We start from the raw sequence: 16,958 nt of genomic DNA on the forward strand, positions 1-16,958 counted from the left end.
CTCCAGTAACGCTCCCAACGGAAAAGGCACCATCGATGTCGTGGAGATTAACTACCGGGATACGAAAAATGTAGCCAAGAAAACGACCCTGTATTTGACCATCTTCGATTTAGCTCCCAAGCTCCCCTGGGTCTGAAAAGTGTAGTAGCCGTGGCTAGCAAATAAGTAGTATTTCTTGTAGACACACGAACGGCTCGCTTCAGAAAGCGAAGCCGTTCGTGTGTCTACGCCAWTGTTGGGAATTGGCATACCATCATCAGAACCCGGCTATGGCTATACGCTCAAGAATCTTAATATAGTGATTACATGGAATAGGTTATTCCTTCGGATGGATCGTTTAGCTTTGGCACCCGTGACAAGACCTTTGCCCTTTCTAATCAAACGATTATGCGTGTATCCTTCGTAATCATCCCCAACCCACTTCCCCTTTTTTTACTGTTCCTTTCGCTGGTTGATGTTTAGCATTGCCTTACCAGCTACGACCAGACGCTTCACAGATTCCACCGTTTGAATCCAGTGGGTGGATTTACTTTCTTCTTGTCTACTTTTTTTATAGCAAGTTCAGGTACACGACACCTTTCCTTATGCTTGCCCACTACTTCAACCCCAAAACCGAACAGGGCGTTCTTCGCCTGTCCATCGTTGTTACGATTGTGTTGGGCGGTTTCGGTATAGCTTTTGGACTGCTGGCCAGTTCATCGGCCATTATCTTCGATGGCATTTATGATCTGACCGATGCCGGGATGACCTTCCTTGCTCTGCTAGTTTCCAAACTAATAGCGGCCTCTTCGACAGGTAATACCGTCAGGAGCAAACTAACCGAGCGTTTTACGATGGGATTCTGGCATCTGGAGCCCATTGTTTTAGGATTCAATGGCACCTTGCTACTGGGCTCTGCTCTGTACGCTTTGGTGAATGCGGTGGATAGCTTTCTGGATGGGGGTCGAAGGCTGGAGCTTAATTATGCCATCATCTTCACGCTGATTTCGCTGGTATGCACGCTTAGTATGGCTCTTTTCGCCAGCAAAGCCAATCAGTTCATCCGCTCTGAACTTTTGGCCCTGGATGCCAAATCCTGGTTTATTTCCACCGCCCTCAGCATTGCCTGGTTAGTGGCATTTACGTTTGGTATGATCATTGAGGGTACGTATCTGGACTGGATGGTTCCTTACATTGACCCGGCTGTTCTGGCCATTGTTTGTCTCGTCGTTATTCCGCTTCCCATCAGTAATATCCGGCAGGCGGTAGCTGATATTCTTCTAGTAACCCCCGCAGACCTGAAAAAACACGTGGATGAAGTGGCCCAGAAAGTAGTCGAACGCTATGGCTTCATCGCATACCGAGCCTACGTAGCCCGGGTAGGTCGGGGTCGTCAGATCGAGCTTTACTTCATCGTTCCCATGAGCTGGCCCGCCAAACGCCTGGAAGAATGGGACGAACTCCGGGATCAGATCAGCGAAGCCATTGGTGAGGATACCCCCGACCGCTGGCTCACGATCGTCTTTACAACTGATTTGGAATGGGCGGAATAAGGCTTGGTGACGGTTGTTGGTGACGCTATGCTAAACACCAACAACGGCGGGGAGTACTAACGAAATGAGCCCGCATTTGCCAAAAAGGCCAATACGGGCTCATTTCGTTAACGTATTTTACTAAATCTCTTCTGTTACACTTTTCACACCCAGTTCCGTGAAAAACGTTTTCCAGTACTGCGTGATATTCGGATTGTTGATTTTGGATGAAGTCGTCGGTTCGAAGGGTAATACCATGTGAACCGCCACACCCGTCAAATTCGGATACTGACTTTTCAAGCCCAGAGCGTCGGCCTTGGCCCATTCGTCAGCCTGAGCAGTTGTCTTGGGAGGAGTATGATGAAAATCCCGACGACTTTTCTGGGGCATGCTTTCCACCATGTCCGAAAAGTAATACACTTCCACCGGCTCTCCCTTGGACGCGACGGTCCCAATGGCCTGCAAGCTTGCCTGAATATCCGTTTGTTTGTTACTGCGGCTTTCGTTAGGCGTAGCCAGTTGTGAAAGAATTTGCTTGGTAAAGTTGAGCCGCTCTTTCTGTAAGGAAAAATCGTAGTTGGTCTGGGCCGCCTCTACATCGGTCTGACTCATTCCTTCAGTAGTTTCCAGGACCGTGCGGCTGGTAAGCTCCAGGGCTTTCCCTTTAGCGGTATTTTCGTGCATCAGCCATACTTCAATTTTATCACCTATTCCGTTAATATCCTTCTGTACCAAATCCGTCAGCACTTTCGTGTATTTTTTTTCCACGTAAGCGGCATCCTCATTCACACTCAGGGATTTATCCAGAAAAACGAGGGTGTTTTTTGATTTTGAGGACGAAGTAGTTTCGCTCGCTCCGGTTTCCTGTTGGGTATTTTGTTCGGAATTATCGCCCCCGCAAGCCATCAACAGGCCCAGCAGAGCGAAGGTAAGCCAATAGATTTTCATGAATGAATCAATGTTTCGGCGAAGGTTTTCCTCCGCATGCTTCTTGAGGTATCTACGAAAAACCGGCGTCTTTGGCCCGTTACCTCAGCAGTACGATAATTAACGCGAGGGCTGCGGGAAGGGCCTGTACCAGCAGAATCGACCGTGAGGCGGTCCAGCCACCGTAGACCCCGGCTACGACTACACAGCTTAAAAAAAATAGAGCCACATTCCGCGACCATTCGCCGTCGCCAATGAGTAAGGACCAGAACAAACCCGCTGCCAGAAAACCGTTGTACAGGCCCTGATTGGCGGCTAGTCCTTTCGTAGGCTCAAACAGTTCGGGCGGTAAGGACTTAAAGGTGGCTTTACCACGCGTCGTCCACGCAAACATTTCCATCCATAAAATATAGACGTGTTCCAGAGCAACGACGGCGACAAGAATCTGGCTGAGAAGGTACATTTGGCTGGGGATTATGGGTTCGTGTCAAAGGTAAACTTTTTCGGCATTTCATCATTTTTTCGACTTCAGGCAACCCTCCCCTACGGCTTTGCATATATCCCTTTGAAAACCTGTTCGTCGTGGAATTACTCGAAGCCTTACGTAAACAAAATCCTTTTGCCCAGAAACGGGTCTACGATCAGTACGTAGGACGGATGTTTCGCGTATGCCGCCGCTATGTACGCAACGACGAAGAAGCCCGCGACTTGCTGATGACTGGTTTCGTCAAGTTTTTTCAGCGAATACAAACCATTGAATGGCGGGAGGAGCAGGCTCTGGAGCCGTACCTGCGGAAACTCATGGTCAACGAATGTTTGCAACACTTACGGCGGCAGAAGATTTCGTACGTGGCCGTCGATGAGCTTTCCGAACACCAGCAGCCTTTCCAGCCCCCGGATGACCACTGGAGTAGTGAAGAAGTATACCGCCTGATTCTGGAACTACCCGATGGGTACCGCACCGTTTTTAATCTTTACGCCATCGAAGGGTATACCCACCGGGAAATTGCCGAGCAGCTTCAAATCAGTGAAAATACGTCTAAAAGCCAGCTTCATAAAGCCCGGCAATTATTACAGGAAAAACTTAGAAAACGCGGATACGATTATGGAAAATCCCATGGATGACTGGTTTCGAAACCAGCTGGAGGATGTACCGGAAACGGTACCCTTTTCAACGGAATCACTCTGGAAAGACATTCAGACCGCACAAAAAACCAAACCCCTCCCCTACTACCGCTGGGTTGCGACCGCGTGCGTTGCCGTGTTGGTACTGGGAGGACTCGGTTGGTTGTTGACTCAACCCGATCCCGTTGCGGCTACGCCTGAGCTGGCCCAGCGTTCGACTCCTCGTACCACCGCACCCGCCAAACCTGCGATGCCAACTCCCAAACAAGTCCTTCTGGTGCCGGTGCCGTCCACTCCAGTCGAAAGTCGTTTGGCAACGGTTACAAAAAAACCGGCTCCGCAAGTGACTGTACCCCGTGATTCAGCCGTGGATGTTCTCAGCGTTACACCAACGGAAATCATTGCGGTAGAAACCCCGGTCCTTCCGCTGCCTTCATCCGTGGCCACTCGCCCCGTCAAACGGTTCCGGGTCTTGCACGCCAATGATGTACAGGCTCAGCAGGACGCTCAACCTAGACTGTATCGCTCCGAAGGCTTTGTCCGGTTGGGGCCACCAGCGGCCGATTCGGCTCCGGTGCATACCCCTCACCTTTCTACGCATTCTCAACCCTAAATTTCTCTTTCGTATGCTACGTACCTGTTTGCTGAGCTTACTTCTCCTAAGTAAGCTGGGATCGCTATGGGCTCAATCCATTGATCAGACGTATAAAAGTCACATTACCCTTCGGCTAGCCAACAACCAGTCGGTACAGTTGGAATTCAATCAGTTTTCGGACCTGCTGGCACACCGAAACCTGGATTCCGTACTCCATCTGTTTGTAACGGATTACCAGAAAGTACGGGATACTTCCGAAGCCTTGACGGCTCATACCATTCGTTTCCGCTTCGACGAAAACCGGCGACAACTTGATGTACGCTCCTACCCGCAAACGCAGCAGGCTTACCATTTCTCCAGTACGGAAGAACCCGCCCTACTCAAAACCCAAAGTGATACGCTTGAGCTACCCGCCTGGCAAGCTCCTGCTGCTGTAGGCTGGGGTTCGGGTTCGCCCCAATTCTGGGTACGATTCGTACTTAATGACCTGTCGTTTATTAAAACGCAACTGAAAAAAGGTGGTTTCAACCCCTTACTGGAAGAGGCCATTCAGTCGGTGTATCAGTACAAAAATCATCATCTGACCTCGTCTAAGGTAACATTCGATTTAGTACAGGAGGGTAAGAAAGCGACGTTCAGTCAACTGAATTTCGTTCGGGCGGCCTTTATCTCTTTTCAGCCCCGGGCTGAAGTGGGTCTCATTCGGCATCGACTGGTACCCGCACTGGCGGCGGATGTCATGTGGGTACCCGACTCGTACCGGGGTATGGGCTTCTCGATAGGTTTGCAATCGCACTTCTTTTTTCGGGGTACGCCGGAAACGGGTTTTCATACCGATCGCAATGATTTCCTGAATCTGGGCGTCCACTTCTATAGCCGCCGTCCCAACGGTCAGAAAGCGGAGTTCAGTAAACTCCTGACGCACCTGAGTGTGGGCGTTCCGATTCGGCGAACGGGTGGGTACTTTCCCAAAAATACAGTCCGACTGAGCGGGACAGTTTTTAGTCGCGGATTCATTAAACTTGAGCCCGAACTCTACATGACCGGTTTTTTCAGGAACGTCTATCCGGGGGTACGCCTTCGTCTGGGGTTATAGTTTTTCCCGGGGTTTAGCAACAGATCGTCCCTGATTTCCGTATGTATTGCTGTACAGATGCCGGGCGGCTAAAACAATCAGGCTAATTGCTTGTTTATAAGATAATTACGCATCGCCCCCCGATTGAAGCGTCGCTCCGGACTCTTCCAGCCCTACGAGCAGGCTGGCTTGAAAGTTTTCAGCAGATCCAAAAGAATTCCATTTCTAGTTCCAACTATTTGGCTTTAAGCTGTGTCTGTAGTGTAATTTTGCCTGTACCACCGCTAAATGAACCAGAACCTTATCGCTGATTTATAATGAGCCAACCCATCAAAAAAGCAGATATCATCTTCGACTGTGAACGGATGAAGCATGCTCATACGGGTCTTTATCACTTCTGTTTACAACTGGGTAATGCGTTACTTTTGAATCGAAAAAGTATGCAACACCGGTTGGGATTTTACCTACCTTCTTCGGAAAGCGATTTATTTGGCGATAATCCGTTTAACAAACGGCAACATTCGCTGCATAAATATGCCATGCCCTTTGCCAATCAGTACAAAGTCTGGCATGGTACCTACCAGGACTCCAATTATTTTCCCTTACGGAGTTCGGCGAAGAAAGTACTGACGATTCACGATCTGAACTTTTTACACGAGAATAAACCCCCGGAAAAAGTTAAAAAGTACACGCAGAAATTACAGGATAAAATCGATCGGGCGGATCGCATTGTGACCATCTCCAATTACGTAAAAAATGAGATTGAGTCTACGATGCACATGGGTGGGAAGGAAGTACAGGTCGTTTACAACGGCTGTAACATCAACGAACACATCAACCCGATTAAACCCCAGTTTTCAACGGATAATCCCTTTTTGTTCAGTATTGGTACGGTAGCTCCCAAGAAGAATTTTCACGTTTTGCCCGCCATGCTGCTTCAGAACGATCTGGATCTGATCATTGCCGGCACGACTACGCATAAAGAGTATTATCAGAAAGTACTTAACGAATCCAAACGGCTCGGCGTACAGAACCGCGTTCACCTGACGGGACCGATTACTGAAGCCGAAAAATACTGGTTACTGAAAAACTGTGACCTGTTCTGCTTCCCCTCGCTGGCGGAAGGTTTTGGATTACCCGTTATTGAAGCCATGCATTTTGGCAAGAACGTAGTACTCTCCGATGCTACTTCCTTACCCGAAATCGGTGGACCTTACGCTCATTATTTCAACGGCTTTGATCCCGAACAAGTGAGTGATCTAACCACCCAGATTCTGGAACAAATCGATACCAAGTCCGAAAGTGAACTCATCAAGGAATGGTCACAGCAGTTTAACTGGCGGAATACGGCCAACGAATACTGGCGGATCTACGAAGAACTACTGAATGAATAAACGATACTAAAAAAGGCCACCCGATGGGGTGGCCTTTTTCGTGACTATGCTTAAGGATTCGCTTTAGCCGGAGCATTTTTCAGCGAATTAATCCAGGCTGCGATTTTTAACGCATCCCCTTTCGGTACCTGCGGCATGGGGGGCATTTCCGTCGCGTAACCCGGCCAGTTTTGCGGCTTAGGATTATAGATCAGATCCACAATTTTCTCGTTGGAGTAATTGCGTTTGGCCACGTCCCGGTACGCCGGTCCTACCTGACGCTTGTCGGCGTTGTGACAGGCCAGACAGGTATATTTCGAAAGTAGCGGCTTCACTTCTTCGTACGAAGGCACTTTCGCAACGGCAGTTTTGCCGTTTTTCGCTACGGTTTCTTTCGTTGTTGTGGGCTTCTTCACCGTACTCGCTACTGCCGAAGTTTTCGTACTGGCTTCCGAAAGACTCAGTTTTTCACCCGCCGGGATATTATTCAGCGTGTAGTAGGCATTGGGGTGTACCAGACTGAACTTCGTACTTTTTTCGCGAATGCCATCGAGCGTCAACTGGTGGATGTAGTACTGACGCAGGTTATCCACGATGATACGGGCCTTGAGACCATCACTGGATACTTTCACGCCTTTCACCGCATTTTCCACTTCATTGATCGTGGGGCTACCATAGGTGGAGTGGTACTTGTAGATAAAGCTCTTCACCTTGTAGCTGGCCAGATCTTCGGCACTGGCCGCATCAATCGGTTGCGTAAACTCGACTTCGAAGCCGTCCGGCATGGCCCGTACCGCCTTCATTTCGAAGGGTGTTTTACCGGTCCATACGAGTCGTTGCAAGCCTTCGTTGGCTTCGCCAGCAGAACCCCAGCCCCGGTTGGTTTCACCCACGAACAGCGAATGATCTTTACCGAAAGCCATCCGCAGTACACCCGACTGGAAGCCGGAACGGAAGTCGAAAGCCACACCCTGGTATTCACCGTTTACTTGTTCCATGAACACTCGCATGATTTTCGACTGTCCCTGATCACCAATCAGCATTTGTCCGGCGAAAGGTCCGAATGCTCCCTGCGTATCATCACTGATGATCTCCGAGTTCGAAATGCCCAGTACGCCATGGGGTAACCATACGGCGGGCAACTGAATTTCGGGGAACTTCTTTTTGGCTTCAAACAACAACAGCGGATTCTTCTCCGACGCATCGTTTTCGGGTTTGATGGCCCGGCCATTGTTGTCGCGGCGACGGCGTTCGTCGTACGTCTTGTAGAATTCTTCCTGCGAAAGTTTCACGGGTGAGTTCGGCAGCGACGTCCAGCGTAAACCTGCCGGATGCCCTACGAACGCTCCTTTTTTCACGTGCCATACGCCCCCTGAACCCATCCAGTCACCCTGGTTGTCGGTATAGAACAGATCGCCGTTGATCATACCCAATCCGCACGGCGAACGCATCCCGGTTGCCCAGGGCTCCATTTTTCCGTCGGGAGAAATTTTCATGATCCAGCCGCGGTAGGGTACTTTACTTTCCCCCCGCCACCATTCTTCGTCCCCGAAGGCCACGTTGGCACTTACGAAGAAGCTGCCATCGGGAGCCACTTTCGGCCCGAAGCTGTACTCGTGGTAGTGACCAGAAATTGGCCAGGCGTATACCGTCTGGTACTTGTCGGCTTTTCCGTCCCCGTTGGTATCAGTCAGTCGGGTCAATTCACCGCGTTGAGCACAGTAGAATGAACCGTCCTTGTACACCAAACCCAGGATTTCGTGCAGACCGCTGGCAAACTTGCGGAAGAAAGGTCGTGGGCTGCTGGGGTTTTCAATGACCCATACGTCTCCCCGACGCGTGGATACTGCCACATCGCCGTTGGGCATACTGGTTACGCCACCAATTTCGAGCACAATGCCTTCGGGCGTACTCACTTTAACAATTTTGTAGAGATCGCTTTCGGCCGGAGAACTGTCCTGAGCCAGGGCCGCCGTAGTCAGGCCCAGTCCGAGAAGCGTCGTATGAAGAATCCGTTTCATGCGTATATGCTTGTAAAGTAGCTGCTTCGCTTAAAGTCAGCTACGGATCTTATTAAAACAGAATTTCGTATTTGATCGCGTTGGTACTCACCGGCATCAGCAGCTCCTGACGATTGCCGGATTTGCGTAAGGTTGCACCCGTCACGCGGACGTAATACGACTTGCCGTCAATGGCATACAGACCGGGCTGTACCTCTACGATGTCGCTACCCGTGGCTACGAGGTGGTACAGATTGGCCGTCGGATTTTTCACTGTGATTTCGCGGACGAGGTATTTATTACCTTCGGCCGGACGGATTTTATCCGAGACTTCGCTACCGAAATAGGTATAGTTGAAGGTCGGCAGACCCGCTTCATCCACGTCATAACCCAAGGGCTTGTACGTGCCGCCTTCTTCGGGCAGATTCTCCGTCCAGGCTTTGGAAGAAGAACTTAACACGGCAAAATCAGGAAAATCATTGAAAGAAGCCAGTACACCCCGGGGCCGCGAGGAACCATCCCCCCGGTCGTGCCACATCGGTGTAGCATCCAAGAAATCGCCTTTCCAGGCCTGTACCAACGCTCCGTTGTCGAGATCAAAGGTGTAATGCAGACCATCGGCAGAACCTACCTGTACGGCGTGTACAATCCGCTTGCGTTTGCCATCGGGGTAAATGTCCATGAAGCTACGGGTAATCGTATTTTCACGAGCATCAATCAAAATGGGGTCCGTCGATGGATTGGTCAGCAGGGAAGCAGGAGCCGTCAGGCTCGTATGCCGCACACCGGGGCCTTCCACTTCGAGGGCTAAGCCGGGGCGTACCCATTCGTCGCGTTTTACGTAGGCAATTTCTACGTTCGCCGTACCAGCGGGCAGTTTAATGGTCCCCGCATTGTACTGACCGGGTTGCAGAAATCCTTCTTTCACAACGACCTGATTGTTGACTTTCAAACGAGCCGTACCCCCCGCGGAAAGGAAGAATTTGTATTCACCCGCCGTAGGAACCGTAAGCTTACCCGTGTAAAGCAGACCAAAGTTGTTCGTCTGATTGGTGACGTCCCAGTTTACTTCCGAAGGCGTACCCGTACTGGTCGATTTCAGTTTGGAGAAATCGGGAATCTGGGCGAAAGAATCGTTATTGGAAGGCTCGTAGGCTTTGAACTGCGTACCCGTCAATTGCAATTTTTCGTCACCGTAGCTGCGGTAACGAAGATTACGGAAGGCAATCGCCCCGTGATCCCCCTGAATCATGATGGGTCCTTTGGCGGCTTCTTCTTCCGAGATCGGGCCACCCGTCGGTCCGGAAAGTTCTACGTTTTCCTGAATGGTAATGCCGTTCAGCGAAATTTTCAACACCTTGGCGTTGGCAATTTTCTTACCGGAAGCGTCAAAACGAGGAGCCTGGAATGAGATTTCCATGTGTTGCCACAGACCAGGAGCCTTACCGGCATTGATCCGGGGAGCGTGTCCTTCGTACATACGGCCCGAAGGCAGTTCCCGGCGTTTGTAAATTCCGCCCACGTCGCTGTCTGAAGGAGCTTTCACGCCCCAGCTGTCGAGCAATTGAATTTCGTACCGACCTTGCAGGTAGAATCCGGAGTTCGAATGCGAAGCCATCATGAAGTCAAACTCCAGATCAGCATCCCCGTGTTCGAACGTCGTCAGCAGATTCGCCCGGTTGTTGGCATCGGGCTGGTTGACCAGCACGCCCGAACCGGCTTTGGTGGTAAGTACTTCTTTTTGCTGCAAATCGGCCGCTACCTCACCGACAATTTTCCAATTGCCCGCTTTCGTAGGACGAAACGCACTCATATCGGTCAGTGAAAGGGTCTGGGGAACCGTACCAAACTGAGCGAAAGCCGCCGCGTTTAGTCCGGCCACAAGCCACCCGGCAGCCCACAGCCGAAGAAGAGGTCTTTTCATAGTACTGTTGAAATGTTGGTTAGCAATGAACTTGCAAATCAAAGCAGTGAAGCCCACATTCCAACTATACTGATACCCACTTAACAATAAATAATCGTATCTAACCTACTTTAATTAAAATACGACTGGTTTCCGCTAAAGCCGTACAAGTTAAAATCTCGCCTTGGGCCAGCTCCCGTTCGGTCAGTACATCGTTGATGGTCATTTTCACCCGACCTTCCAGACACTGGGCCACACAGGTACTACAACGCCCACCCCGGCAACTATACGGTAACAAAATGCCCGCTTTGAGAGCTGCCGTCAGCAGGTACGTTCCAGCCGGGACTGCGAGCGTATACCGCTGGTTCTGGTACTCGATTTCAACCTGACTCGCGACGCCAAAGCCCTCGGGAATGGCGGGCGTTTGCGGAGGAATGACAAAGTTTTCCTTACGAATCGATTCGGCTGGGAAACCCAGAAACAGCAGTACAATCCGGACGAGTCGCATGAAATCTTCCGGGCCACAGAGGTAGAAAGCAGGCTGATTACGTGTGGGATCCAGATGCCGGGCCAGCAACTTTTCAAAAAGGGTATTGTTGAGGCGGCGGGCCCGTTCATCCGCGGGCGGATTGCTATACAGATACTCGATGGTCAGTCGCTCCGGAAATTGCTGCGTGAGGGCATCCAGCTCGTCTTTGAAAATCGTACTGCTTCGACTGGTATTACTATAAAAAAGTACGATCCGACGCTGCGGCTGCTGATACAAAGCCGCTTTGATCAGCGAATAAATGGGTGTGATGCCGCTACCTGCCGCTACAAGGAGCAGATCCGTATCCGCCTGCGAATCCAGTGTAAACCGGCCAGCGGGCGGCAGGCTTCGTAGCGTATCGCCCACTTGCAGGTTTTGTAAAAGCCAGCGGGACACTTCACCATTAACGACCCGCTTGATTGTCAGACTGAAGCTTGTATCTACTTCCGGCGTGGAGCTGATGGAATACGAACGCCGTAGCTTGTGTCCTTCGTGCTGCAACAATAGCGTCAGAAACTGGCCTGCCCGATACGGTACTGGCAAGCCATCGACTGGCTCGAGCACATACGTTTTACAATCGGCCGTCTCGGGGCGTATGGCCGTTACTTTCCATTCAATCCATTCAACCTTTGAATCCATTGTTTATCTTACGTTAATTTCTGGGCAAAACCCAACCTATCGGGCAAACGCTGTGTCTTAAAGGCGATTAGATATTTCAAGACAATTGAGTCCGCTTTTCCAGCGATTGATCTGATTTTTACAGCAATTCATTCGCTAGCTTTTTATCATTTTTTTTAACATCAGCCAATTTTGTTCCAGACTATGGGTTTCAGAAGCGTCCGTTTACCAGATTGTACTAAAAAATTTTAAGACTCGTGGGGGTAAATCGCTTTCTGACTGTCCTACTGACGATGTTCAGCTTATACACGGTCTTTAACTTCAGGTAAAACAATCCACCCCATGAAAAGGATAAAAAACGGTTCGCTTGAGAAGACACTCCACCAACGTATAACTATCTGTTCCATAGCGGTACTCCAGCACCTTCATGAAACCGTACCTCCTTTATACTTCTGTTATTTTCCAGACCTGGCAGATTAACTGTTACATGCCCCGGTCTGTTTGGATGATGAGGTGCTTCTAACCCTCCTTTTCTGTCAATCGTTTCCTACGGATTCATCCAATTTTTACAGAGCGTTTCTAACCGGCTGTTCATCACCAGGTCTTTAGTAAACGTCCTGCTCCCAACGCGTTCATTACCCCAAGAACTCTATCCATTACCGATCCCGTTGTCCACACCTGCCATGTATCATTTCCCTAAACTTCCTTTTTCCTGGATACTACTCTGCTCATTGAGTGTACTGCTGAGTTTTACGCTGGCAGGCCAGTCTCCTACGCACGAGGTTTCCGGTCAGATTACTGATCAGAAAACGGGCCTGGGTATTCCCTTTGCTTCGGTGGGTGTACTGGGAAAACCCAACGGCACCGTCGCCAACGAAGAAGGTCGTTATCAGCTTCGCTCCAGTCAGCCCCTTGATTCACTACTTATTTCAGCGGTGGGTTACCAGACGACCCGGGTAGCCGTCACGGGGTCTTCGCTTTCGATTTCCCTGCTCCCCATGGCGGCAACGCTGGGTGAAGTAGTCATTCGGGCGGGTGAAAACCCGGCTTTTCGGCTATTGCGGGAAGTGGCAACCCGCCGTTCACAACACGATTTTCAGCAACAGCCCGCCTATACCTATCAGGCGTACAGTCAGCTTACGGTAGGAATCAACAAGATCGATGAGCATTTTCAGCAACGAAAACCCGTTCAAACCATTCTACAGGCCTTACCTAAATCCGAACGGCAGTCGGGCAACCTTCCGGTATTTACTTCCGAAACGCTGTCGAAAATCTACGCTCGTCACCAACCGAACCTGAGCAAGGAAGAGATTCTAAAGACCAACATCAACAGCGTCGGAATTACGGACGACAGCTTTATTGCTCTCTTCACCGGAGCGGGTTTTAATACCCTCAACTTTTACGAAAATCAGGTCAGCCTGTTTCGGAAAGAATTCATGTCGCCCCTCTCCTCCCACGGACGGCAGGCCTATACCTACTTTCTGGCCGATACCACACAACTGGAAGGCCGCTCCTGCTACGTCGTTGAATTCGACCCCAAGCGTAAACACGACCTGGTTTTTGAAGGTCGCCTGTTTGTGGACACCCTCACGTATGCCCTGGCGGGCATTGAGGCTCGTCTGGGGCCCGAAGCAACTATTAATTACATCGAAGGAATGGACCTTTCCATTACGTATGAACCCACTTCAACGGGTGTCTGGGTGCCAACGCTCACGCAGGTAACGGTTCAGGCAGGTGAGGTAGTCAAACACACGTTCGGAGCGATGGTCGCCTACGCCATGGCGTTAACTGATTTCAGCGTGGAAGAGCCCCGTAGCATTCGATTTTTCGATACGGAAGTAGAACTGGCCACCGATCGGCAGCAGGATAGCGAAGCCTTCTGGCAACAGCACCGGGAGCGAATTCCTTTCAGTGAACTGGAGAAAAATCGCCAGCTCGTGGATACCATTCGGAATGTTCCCCTGATTAAGGCCGCCACGCAGGCCGGTGAATTTGTGTACAAGGGAGGTTACGTGCCCATAGCCAAAGGTCTGGAACTGGGTTCCGTATTTTCAACCTGGGCCTACAACCGCCTGGAAGGTCACCGGCTTCGGCTCGGCTTGCAGACGAATGCCCGCTTTAGTAAAACCTGGCAATTTCTGGGCTACATGGCCTATGGCTCCCACGATAAAGTCTGGAAACGAGGTGGAGAAATCCGGTTTATTCCCAGGCGTTCGCCGCTGACCCTTTTTACCCTCCGGCATACGTACGATCTGGAACGACTGGGGCTTCGCCTGGAGCAACTCGCAGATGACCCCATGTTGAGAATTATCAACCGATTCGGCCATTTCAAAAAAGCGTATTACCTGCGAGAAAACGTCCTGACCGCCCAGCAGGATTTAGGACCCAATTTCACGCAGACAGTGGGCGTTCGTCAGCAATGCATGGATTTCCGCTTTCCCATCTTTGTCCCGCTGACCGATCAGTCGATAGCCAGACTAGGCAAACTCTGGAGTCGGGAAGTTTTTCTGGAAACGCGTTACGCACCAGGTCGTTTGCCCAACCGACGGGTGACCAGCCGACGCGTCCGGCAGCGTCCGACGGAAACGGCTCCTGTTGTTACGCTTCGCTATCAGTATGGTACGTTGTATCAGCCCAAAGGATTGGCTACGCCCTATGAGGCTACGTCTTACCAAAAATGGCAGTTGCAACTTGATCATGCCATTCGCTGGGGCATTTGGGGACGAACCCATTACACCCTGCAAGCGGGCTATACCCCTTCAACGTTACCCTATCCTTTGCTGGAAGTGCATCAGGGCAATTCTACGCCCTTTTACAATCGTAATGCTTTCAATCTTATGAACTACGCCGAATTTGTGAGTGATCGGTACGTGTCGCTGGCCGTGGAGCATAAATTTGAAGGACTGTTTACGAATCGCATTCCCGTCGTTCGTGACTGGGGCTTACGAAATTTTATCACCGCAAAAATCCTCTACGGTCAGCTTAGCACTGCCAACCAGCGACTCTTACTGGACCTGGAACGAAAGCCGGTTATTCATACCCTCCAAACCTTGCCCTACGTAGAAGTAGGGTATGGTTTCTCGAACGTATTTCGGGTAGCCCGCATCGAAGCGATGCACCGCCTAACCTATCGAGATAACCCACGTATTCAGCGTTTTGGGGTAAAAGTCTCGTTTCAGTTGAGTTTATAGCCCGTCTATTTCCCTTTCAACGATTTTCTGCTTTCGTCATAACGGAACATTTAACGTTGTGTAAGAGCCTGAGCCGCTATTCCACTATTTAACCTTTCAGCCAGACTCGCTCCGGTAGCCAGCCTGACTGAGATGTATAAGCATTCGGAAAACACCTGCTCATCCCTGACCTGGTCAGAGTCGGGTAAATAGCCTGTCGTATAGCGATGGGGTAGGCGAAAATTAGCCGGATTCAGTAAAAAATAAATGCTCCTGCTGACATAGGGTTGTCAATACCCGGTCTTAGGTTTGCTTCAGAAAATTTACAGCATACCTGTGTCAGGCTGGGGTTTCGTACGGTCCGGTAGTTCATCATGAAAATTCGTCCCTCTATCCTAAAAGTATAGGTTGGTAAAGCCACCCGTCTGACTTTTGAAGTCTCATCCTTAACGCTATGATCCCATGATTGTTATGCAGCGTCTGCTTCGGCGAAGTTTTCTCATCCTGGAAAAAACTTCGTAGCTTTGATCGGTTCCTGTTCGGCCTATTCTTAACCAATCAACGATTCCTTTCACTACGAGTATGAGCTTGTAAAAACTCGGGGGCCAGGCACCTATGGCCCCTATCCGGCTTCATCCCCGGACCCATCATCTTCGGAGTACGTATTCATCCAACGAATCCTTCAACGGGATTCAACGCTTAAGCCGCATTTCGCTTCATAACCGAAATGCGTTCAACACAACCATATCCCATGAAACCACTCATTCTGATCCGATGGGGCACACTTTGGTGTAGCTTCATTGTCAGTTTTACGGGTTTGTGCCAGCAAACCTTCACCCTCAAAGAGGCTGTTGATTACGGGGTCAAAAACAATCGCAATGTTTCCAATACCCAACTGGATGTAGCGATCGCCCAGGCTCGTATCGGCGAAATCAAAGCCACGGGTCTACCCCAGGCCAGCGTAGCACTCGGGCTTTCGCATACCATCAAACCCCAGCCTTTCTTTATGCCACCCGGTATGAGTTTCATTCCCGGTGAGCCCGCTCTGCCGGGCGACGAAGAACTGGCCCTGGCGTTAGGTGGCGTTCGTTACAATTCCAATGCAGTCGCTAATCTGAACTGGCTGTTATTCAGCAGTTCGTATCTGCTAGGTCTGAAAGCCGCCAAGGTGTATACCGAGCTGGCGAACAAAAACCTGACGGCCAGCAAGATTACCATTGCTGAAAACGTAACAAAAGCGTACTACTCCGTACTCGTCAACGAAGAACGGCTGAGTTTGCTGGAAGTAAACGTGCACCGGCTGGATACCCTATTGCGAGATACGCGGGCTTCGAACGTGGAAGGCCTCGTTGAAAAAATCGACGTACAACGAATTGAGGTCCAGCGAAATAACCTTGTTACGGAACAGCAGAATGTACAGCGATTACAGGATCTCGCCTACCTGCTACTCAAGTACCAAATGGGTTACCCACTGGATCAACCGATGGCCTTAAGTGAAAAGCTGGCCAAAACGGAATTCAGCGAAGCGATGATTCAGCAGGTCAAGAAACCCTTTCAATACGCGGACCGCATTGAGTATTCAACCTTGGAAACGCAACGCCAGCTACAGGTACTTGACGTCAAGAATGTCAGCCGCAGTTTATGGCCTACGCTTTCGCTGACGGGGAATTATGGCTTTTATAACGGTCGGCAAACCATTGCCCGCTTTGTTACCCGCCCCTGGCTGGACGCTGGCTCGATTGGCTTCGCCATCAACATACCGGTGTTCGATGGGTTTACGCGACGGTACAAGCTTTCCCAGTCCCGTAGTAACCTCCTCAAGATTGATAACAGCATGAAACTTCTTGAGCAGAGCATCGACTTGCAACTCAGTCAGTCGGAAGTACAGCTTCGTAACTACTGGTTTACCCTAGGCGAGCAACAAAAGAACCTCGATCTGGCTCAGGAAGTCCTGCGAGTTACGCAAATCAAGTACCGGGAGGGTGTAGGTTCCAACATTGAAGTCATCAACGCCGAAGCCAGCTTCCGGGAGTCTCAGACCAATTACTACACTGCCCTGTACAATGCTTTGGTCGCCAAAGTTGACCTGGACAAAGCCGCGGGTAAACTGTACACCGAATAACGGACTTAAC

General features: G+C 50.4%; 12 protein-coding genes. 7 read left to right on the forward strand and 5 right to left on the reverse strand.

The window, feature by feature from the left end:
- The first annotated feature begins 584 nt into the window (after positions 1-584).
- Positions 585-1,532 (forward strand): cation diffusion facilitator family transporter, encoded by a 948-nt coding sequence (locus BWI97_RS18785; RefSeq protein ID WP_094814819.1) that lies wholly within the window; start codon positions 585-587, stop codon positions 1,530-1,532.
- A 120-nt stretch (positions 1,533-1,652) separates the two neighbouring features.
- On the opposite strand, the gene BWI97_RS18790 is transcribed toward BWI97_RS18785, so the two are convergent.
- Together BWI97_RS18790 and BWI97_RS18795 are read right to left on the reverse strand one after the other, a co-directional pair.
- On the reverse strand, positions 1,653-2,459 hold the full coding sequence (locus BWI97_RS18790) for a hypothetical protein (protein WP_094814821.1): 807 nt from the start codon (positions 2,457-2,459) through the stop codon (positions 1,653-1,655).
- Between the two features lie 79 nt (positions 2,460-2,538).
- Positions 2,539-2,901 (reverse strand): DUF1304 domain-containing protein, encoded by a 363-nt coding sequence (locus BWI97_RS18795; RefSeq protein ID WP_102202327.1) that lies wholly within the window; start codon positions 2,899-2,901, stop codon positions 2,539-2,541.
- A 119-nt stretch (positions 2,902-3,020) separates the two neighbouring features.
- Here BWI97_RS18795 and BWI97_RS18800 point away from each other — a divergent pair, with 119 nt between their 5' ends.
- From BWI97_RS18800 to BWI97_RS18815, 4 genes are all read left to right on the forward strand, one after another.
- A complete protein-coding gene (locus BWI97_RS18800) occupies positions 3,021-3,563 on the forward strand; it encodes an RNA polymerase sigma factor (protein ID WP_233207908.1) in 543 nt (180 codons plus the stop codon).
- Positions 3,544-4,176: a hypothetical protein gene (locus tag BWI97_RS18805; RefSeq protein ID WP_102202329.1), complete on the forward strand. Its 633-nt coding sequence runs from the start codon at positions 3,544-3,546 to the stop codon at positions 4,174-4,176. The genes BWI97_RS18800 and BWI97_RS18805 overlap by 20 nt, the downstream gene beginning before the upstream one ends.
- A gap of 13 nt (positions 4,177-4,189) precedes the next feature.
- Positions 4,190-5,254, forward strand: a complete 1,065-nt coding sequence (locus BWI97_RS18810; protein WP_102202330.1) for a hypothetical protein — start codon at positions 4,190-4,192, stop codon at positions 5,252-5,254.
- A gap of 419 nt (positions 5,255-5,673) precedes the next feature.
- Positions 5,674-6,627 carry a glycosyltransferase family 1 protein gene (locus tag BWI97_RS18815; RefSeq protein ID WP_158242796.1) on the forward strand — a complete coding sequence of 318 codons (954 nt, stop codon included), beginning with the start codon at positions 5,674-5,676 and terminating at the stop codon, positions 6,625-6,627.
- A gap of 50 nt (positions 6,628-6,677) precedes the next feature.
- Here the strand turns inward: BWI97_RS18815 and BWI97_RS18820 are convergent, their stop codons facing one another.
- The 3 genes from BWI97_RS18820 to BWI97_RS18830 form a co-directional block, all read right to left on the reverse strand.
- Positions 6,678-8,627, reverse strand: coding sequence for a hypothetical protein (locus tag BWI97_RS18820; RefSeq protein WP_102202331.1), 1,950 nt, complete (start codon positions 8,625-8,627; stop codon positions 6,678-6,680).
- 52 nt (positions 8,628-8,679) lie between these two features.
- The gene (locus tag BWI97_RS18825) at positions 8,680-10,530 is read right to left on the reverse strand and encodes a family 16 glycoside hydrolase (RefSeq protein WP_102202332.1); all 1,851 of its coding nucleotides are present in this window, start codon (positions 10,528-10,530) and stop codon (positions 8,680-8,682) included.
- A gap of 100 nt (positions 10,531-10,630) precedes the next feature.
- A complete protein-coding gene (locus BWI97_RS18830; RefSeq protein ID WP_102202333.1) occupies positions 10,631-11,677 on the reverse strand; it encodes a ferredoxin--NADP reductase in 1,047 nt (348 codons plus the stop codon).
- A 662-nt stretch (positions 11,678-12,339) separates the two neighbouring features.
- On the opposite strand from BWI97_RS18830, the gene BWI97_RS18835 reads away from it, so the two are divergent.
- A complete protein-coding gene (locus BWI97_RS18835; RefSeq protein WP_102202334.1) occupies positions 12,340-14,847 on the forward strand; it encodes a DUF5686 and carboxypeptidase-like regulatory domain-containing protein in 2,508 nt (835 codons plus the stop codon).
- 730 nt (positions 14,848-15,577) lie between these two features.
- On the forward strand, positions 15,578-16,948 hold the full coding sequence (locus BWI97_RS18840; RefSeq protein ID WP_094814842.1) for a TolC family protein: 1,371 nt from the start codon (positions 15,578-15,580) through the stop codon (positions 16,946-16,948).
- The last annotated feature ends 10 nt before the right edge of the window (positions 16,949-16,958 follow it).

The organism is Siphonobacter sp. BAB-5405, from assembly GCF_002872335.1.
In the GTDB taxonomy this organism is placed as follows: Bacteria; Bacteroidota; Bacteroidia; order Cytophagales; family Spirosomataceae; genus Siphonobacter.

Excerpts from the sequence above, each read along its gene's own strand:
- BWI97_RS18815 (WP_158242796.1), top strand. The coding sequence starts at position 5,674 with ATGCAACACCGGTTGGGATTTTACCTACCTTCTTCGGAAAGCGATTTA.
- BWI97_RS18790 (WP_094814821.1), bottom strand. The coding sequence starts at position 2,459 with ATGAAAATCTATTGGCTTACCTTCGCTCTGCTGGGCCTGTTGATGGCT.
- BWI97_RS18810 (WP_102202330.1), top strand. The coding sequence starts at position 4,190 with ATGCTACGTACCTGTTTGCTGAGCTTACTTCTCCTAAGTAAGCTGGGA.
- BWI97_RS18820 (WP_102202331.1), bottom strand. The coding sequence starts at position 8,627 with ATGAAACGGATTCTTCATACGACGCTTCTCGGACTGGGCCTGACTACG.
- BWI97_RS18785 (WP_094814819.1), top strand. The coding sequence starts at position 585 with ATGCTTGCCCACTACTTCAACCCCAAAACCGAACAGGGCGTTCTTCGC.
- BWI97_RS18830 (WP_102202333.1), bottom strand. The coding sequence starts at position 11,677 with ATGGATTCAAAGGTTGAATGGATTGAATGGAAAGTAACGGCCATACGC.
- BWI97_RS18805 (WP_102202329.1), top strand. The coding sequence starts at position 3,544 with ATGGAAAATCCCATGGATGACTGGTTTCGAAACCAGCTGGAGGATGTA.
- BWI97_RS18840 (WP_094814842.1), top strand. The coding sequence starts at position 15,578 with ATGAAACCACTCATTCTGATCCGATGGGGCACACTTTGGTGTAGCTTC.
- BWI97_RS18835 (WP_102202334.1), top strand. The coding sequence starts at position 12,340 with ATGTATCATTTCCCTAAACTTCCTTTTTCCTGGATACTACTCTGCTCA.
- BWI97_RS18825 (WP_102202332.1), bottom strand. The coding sequence starts at position 10,530 with ATGAAAAGACCTCTTCTTCGGCTGTGGGCTGCCGGGTGGCTTGTGGCC.
- BWI97_RS18795 (WP_102202327.1), bottom strand. The coding sequence starts at position 2,901 with ATGTACCTTCTCAGCCAGATTCTTGTCGCCGTCGTTGCTCTGGAACAC.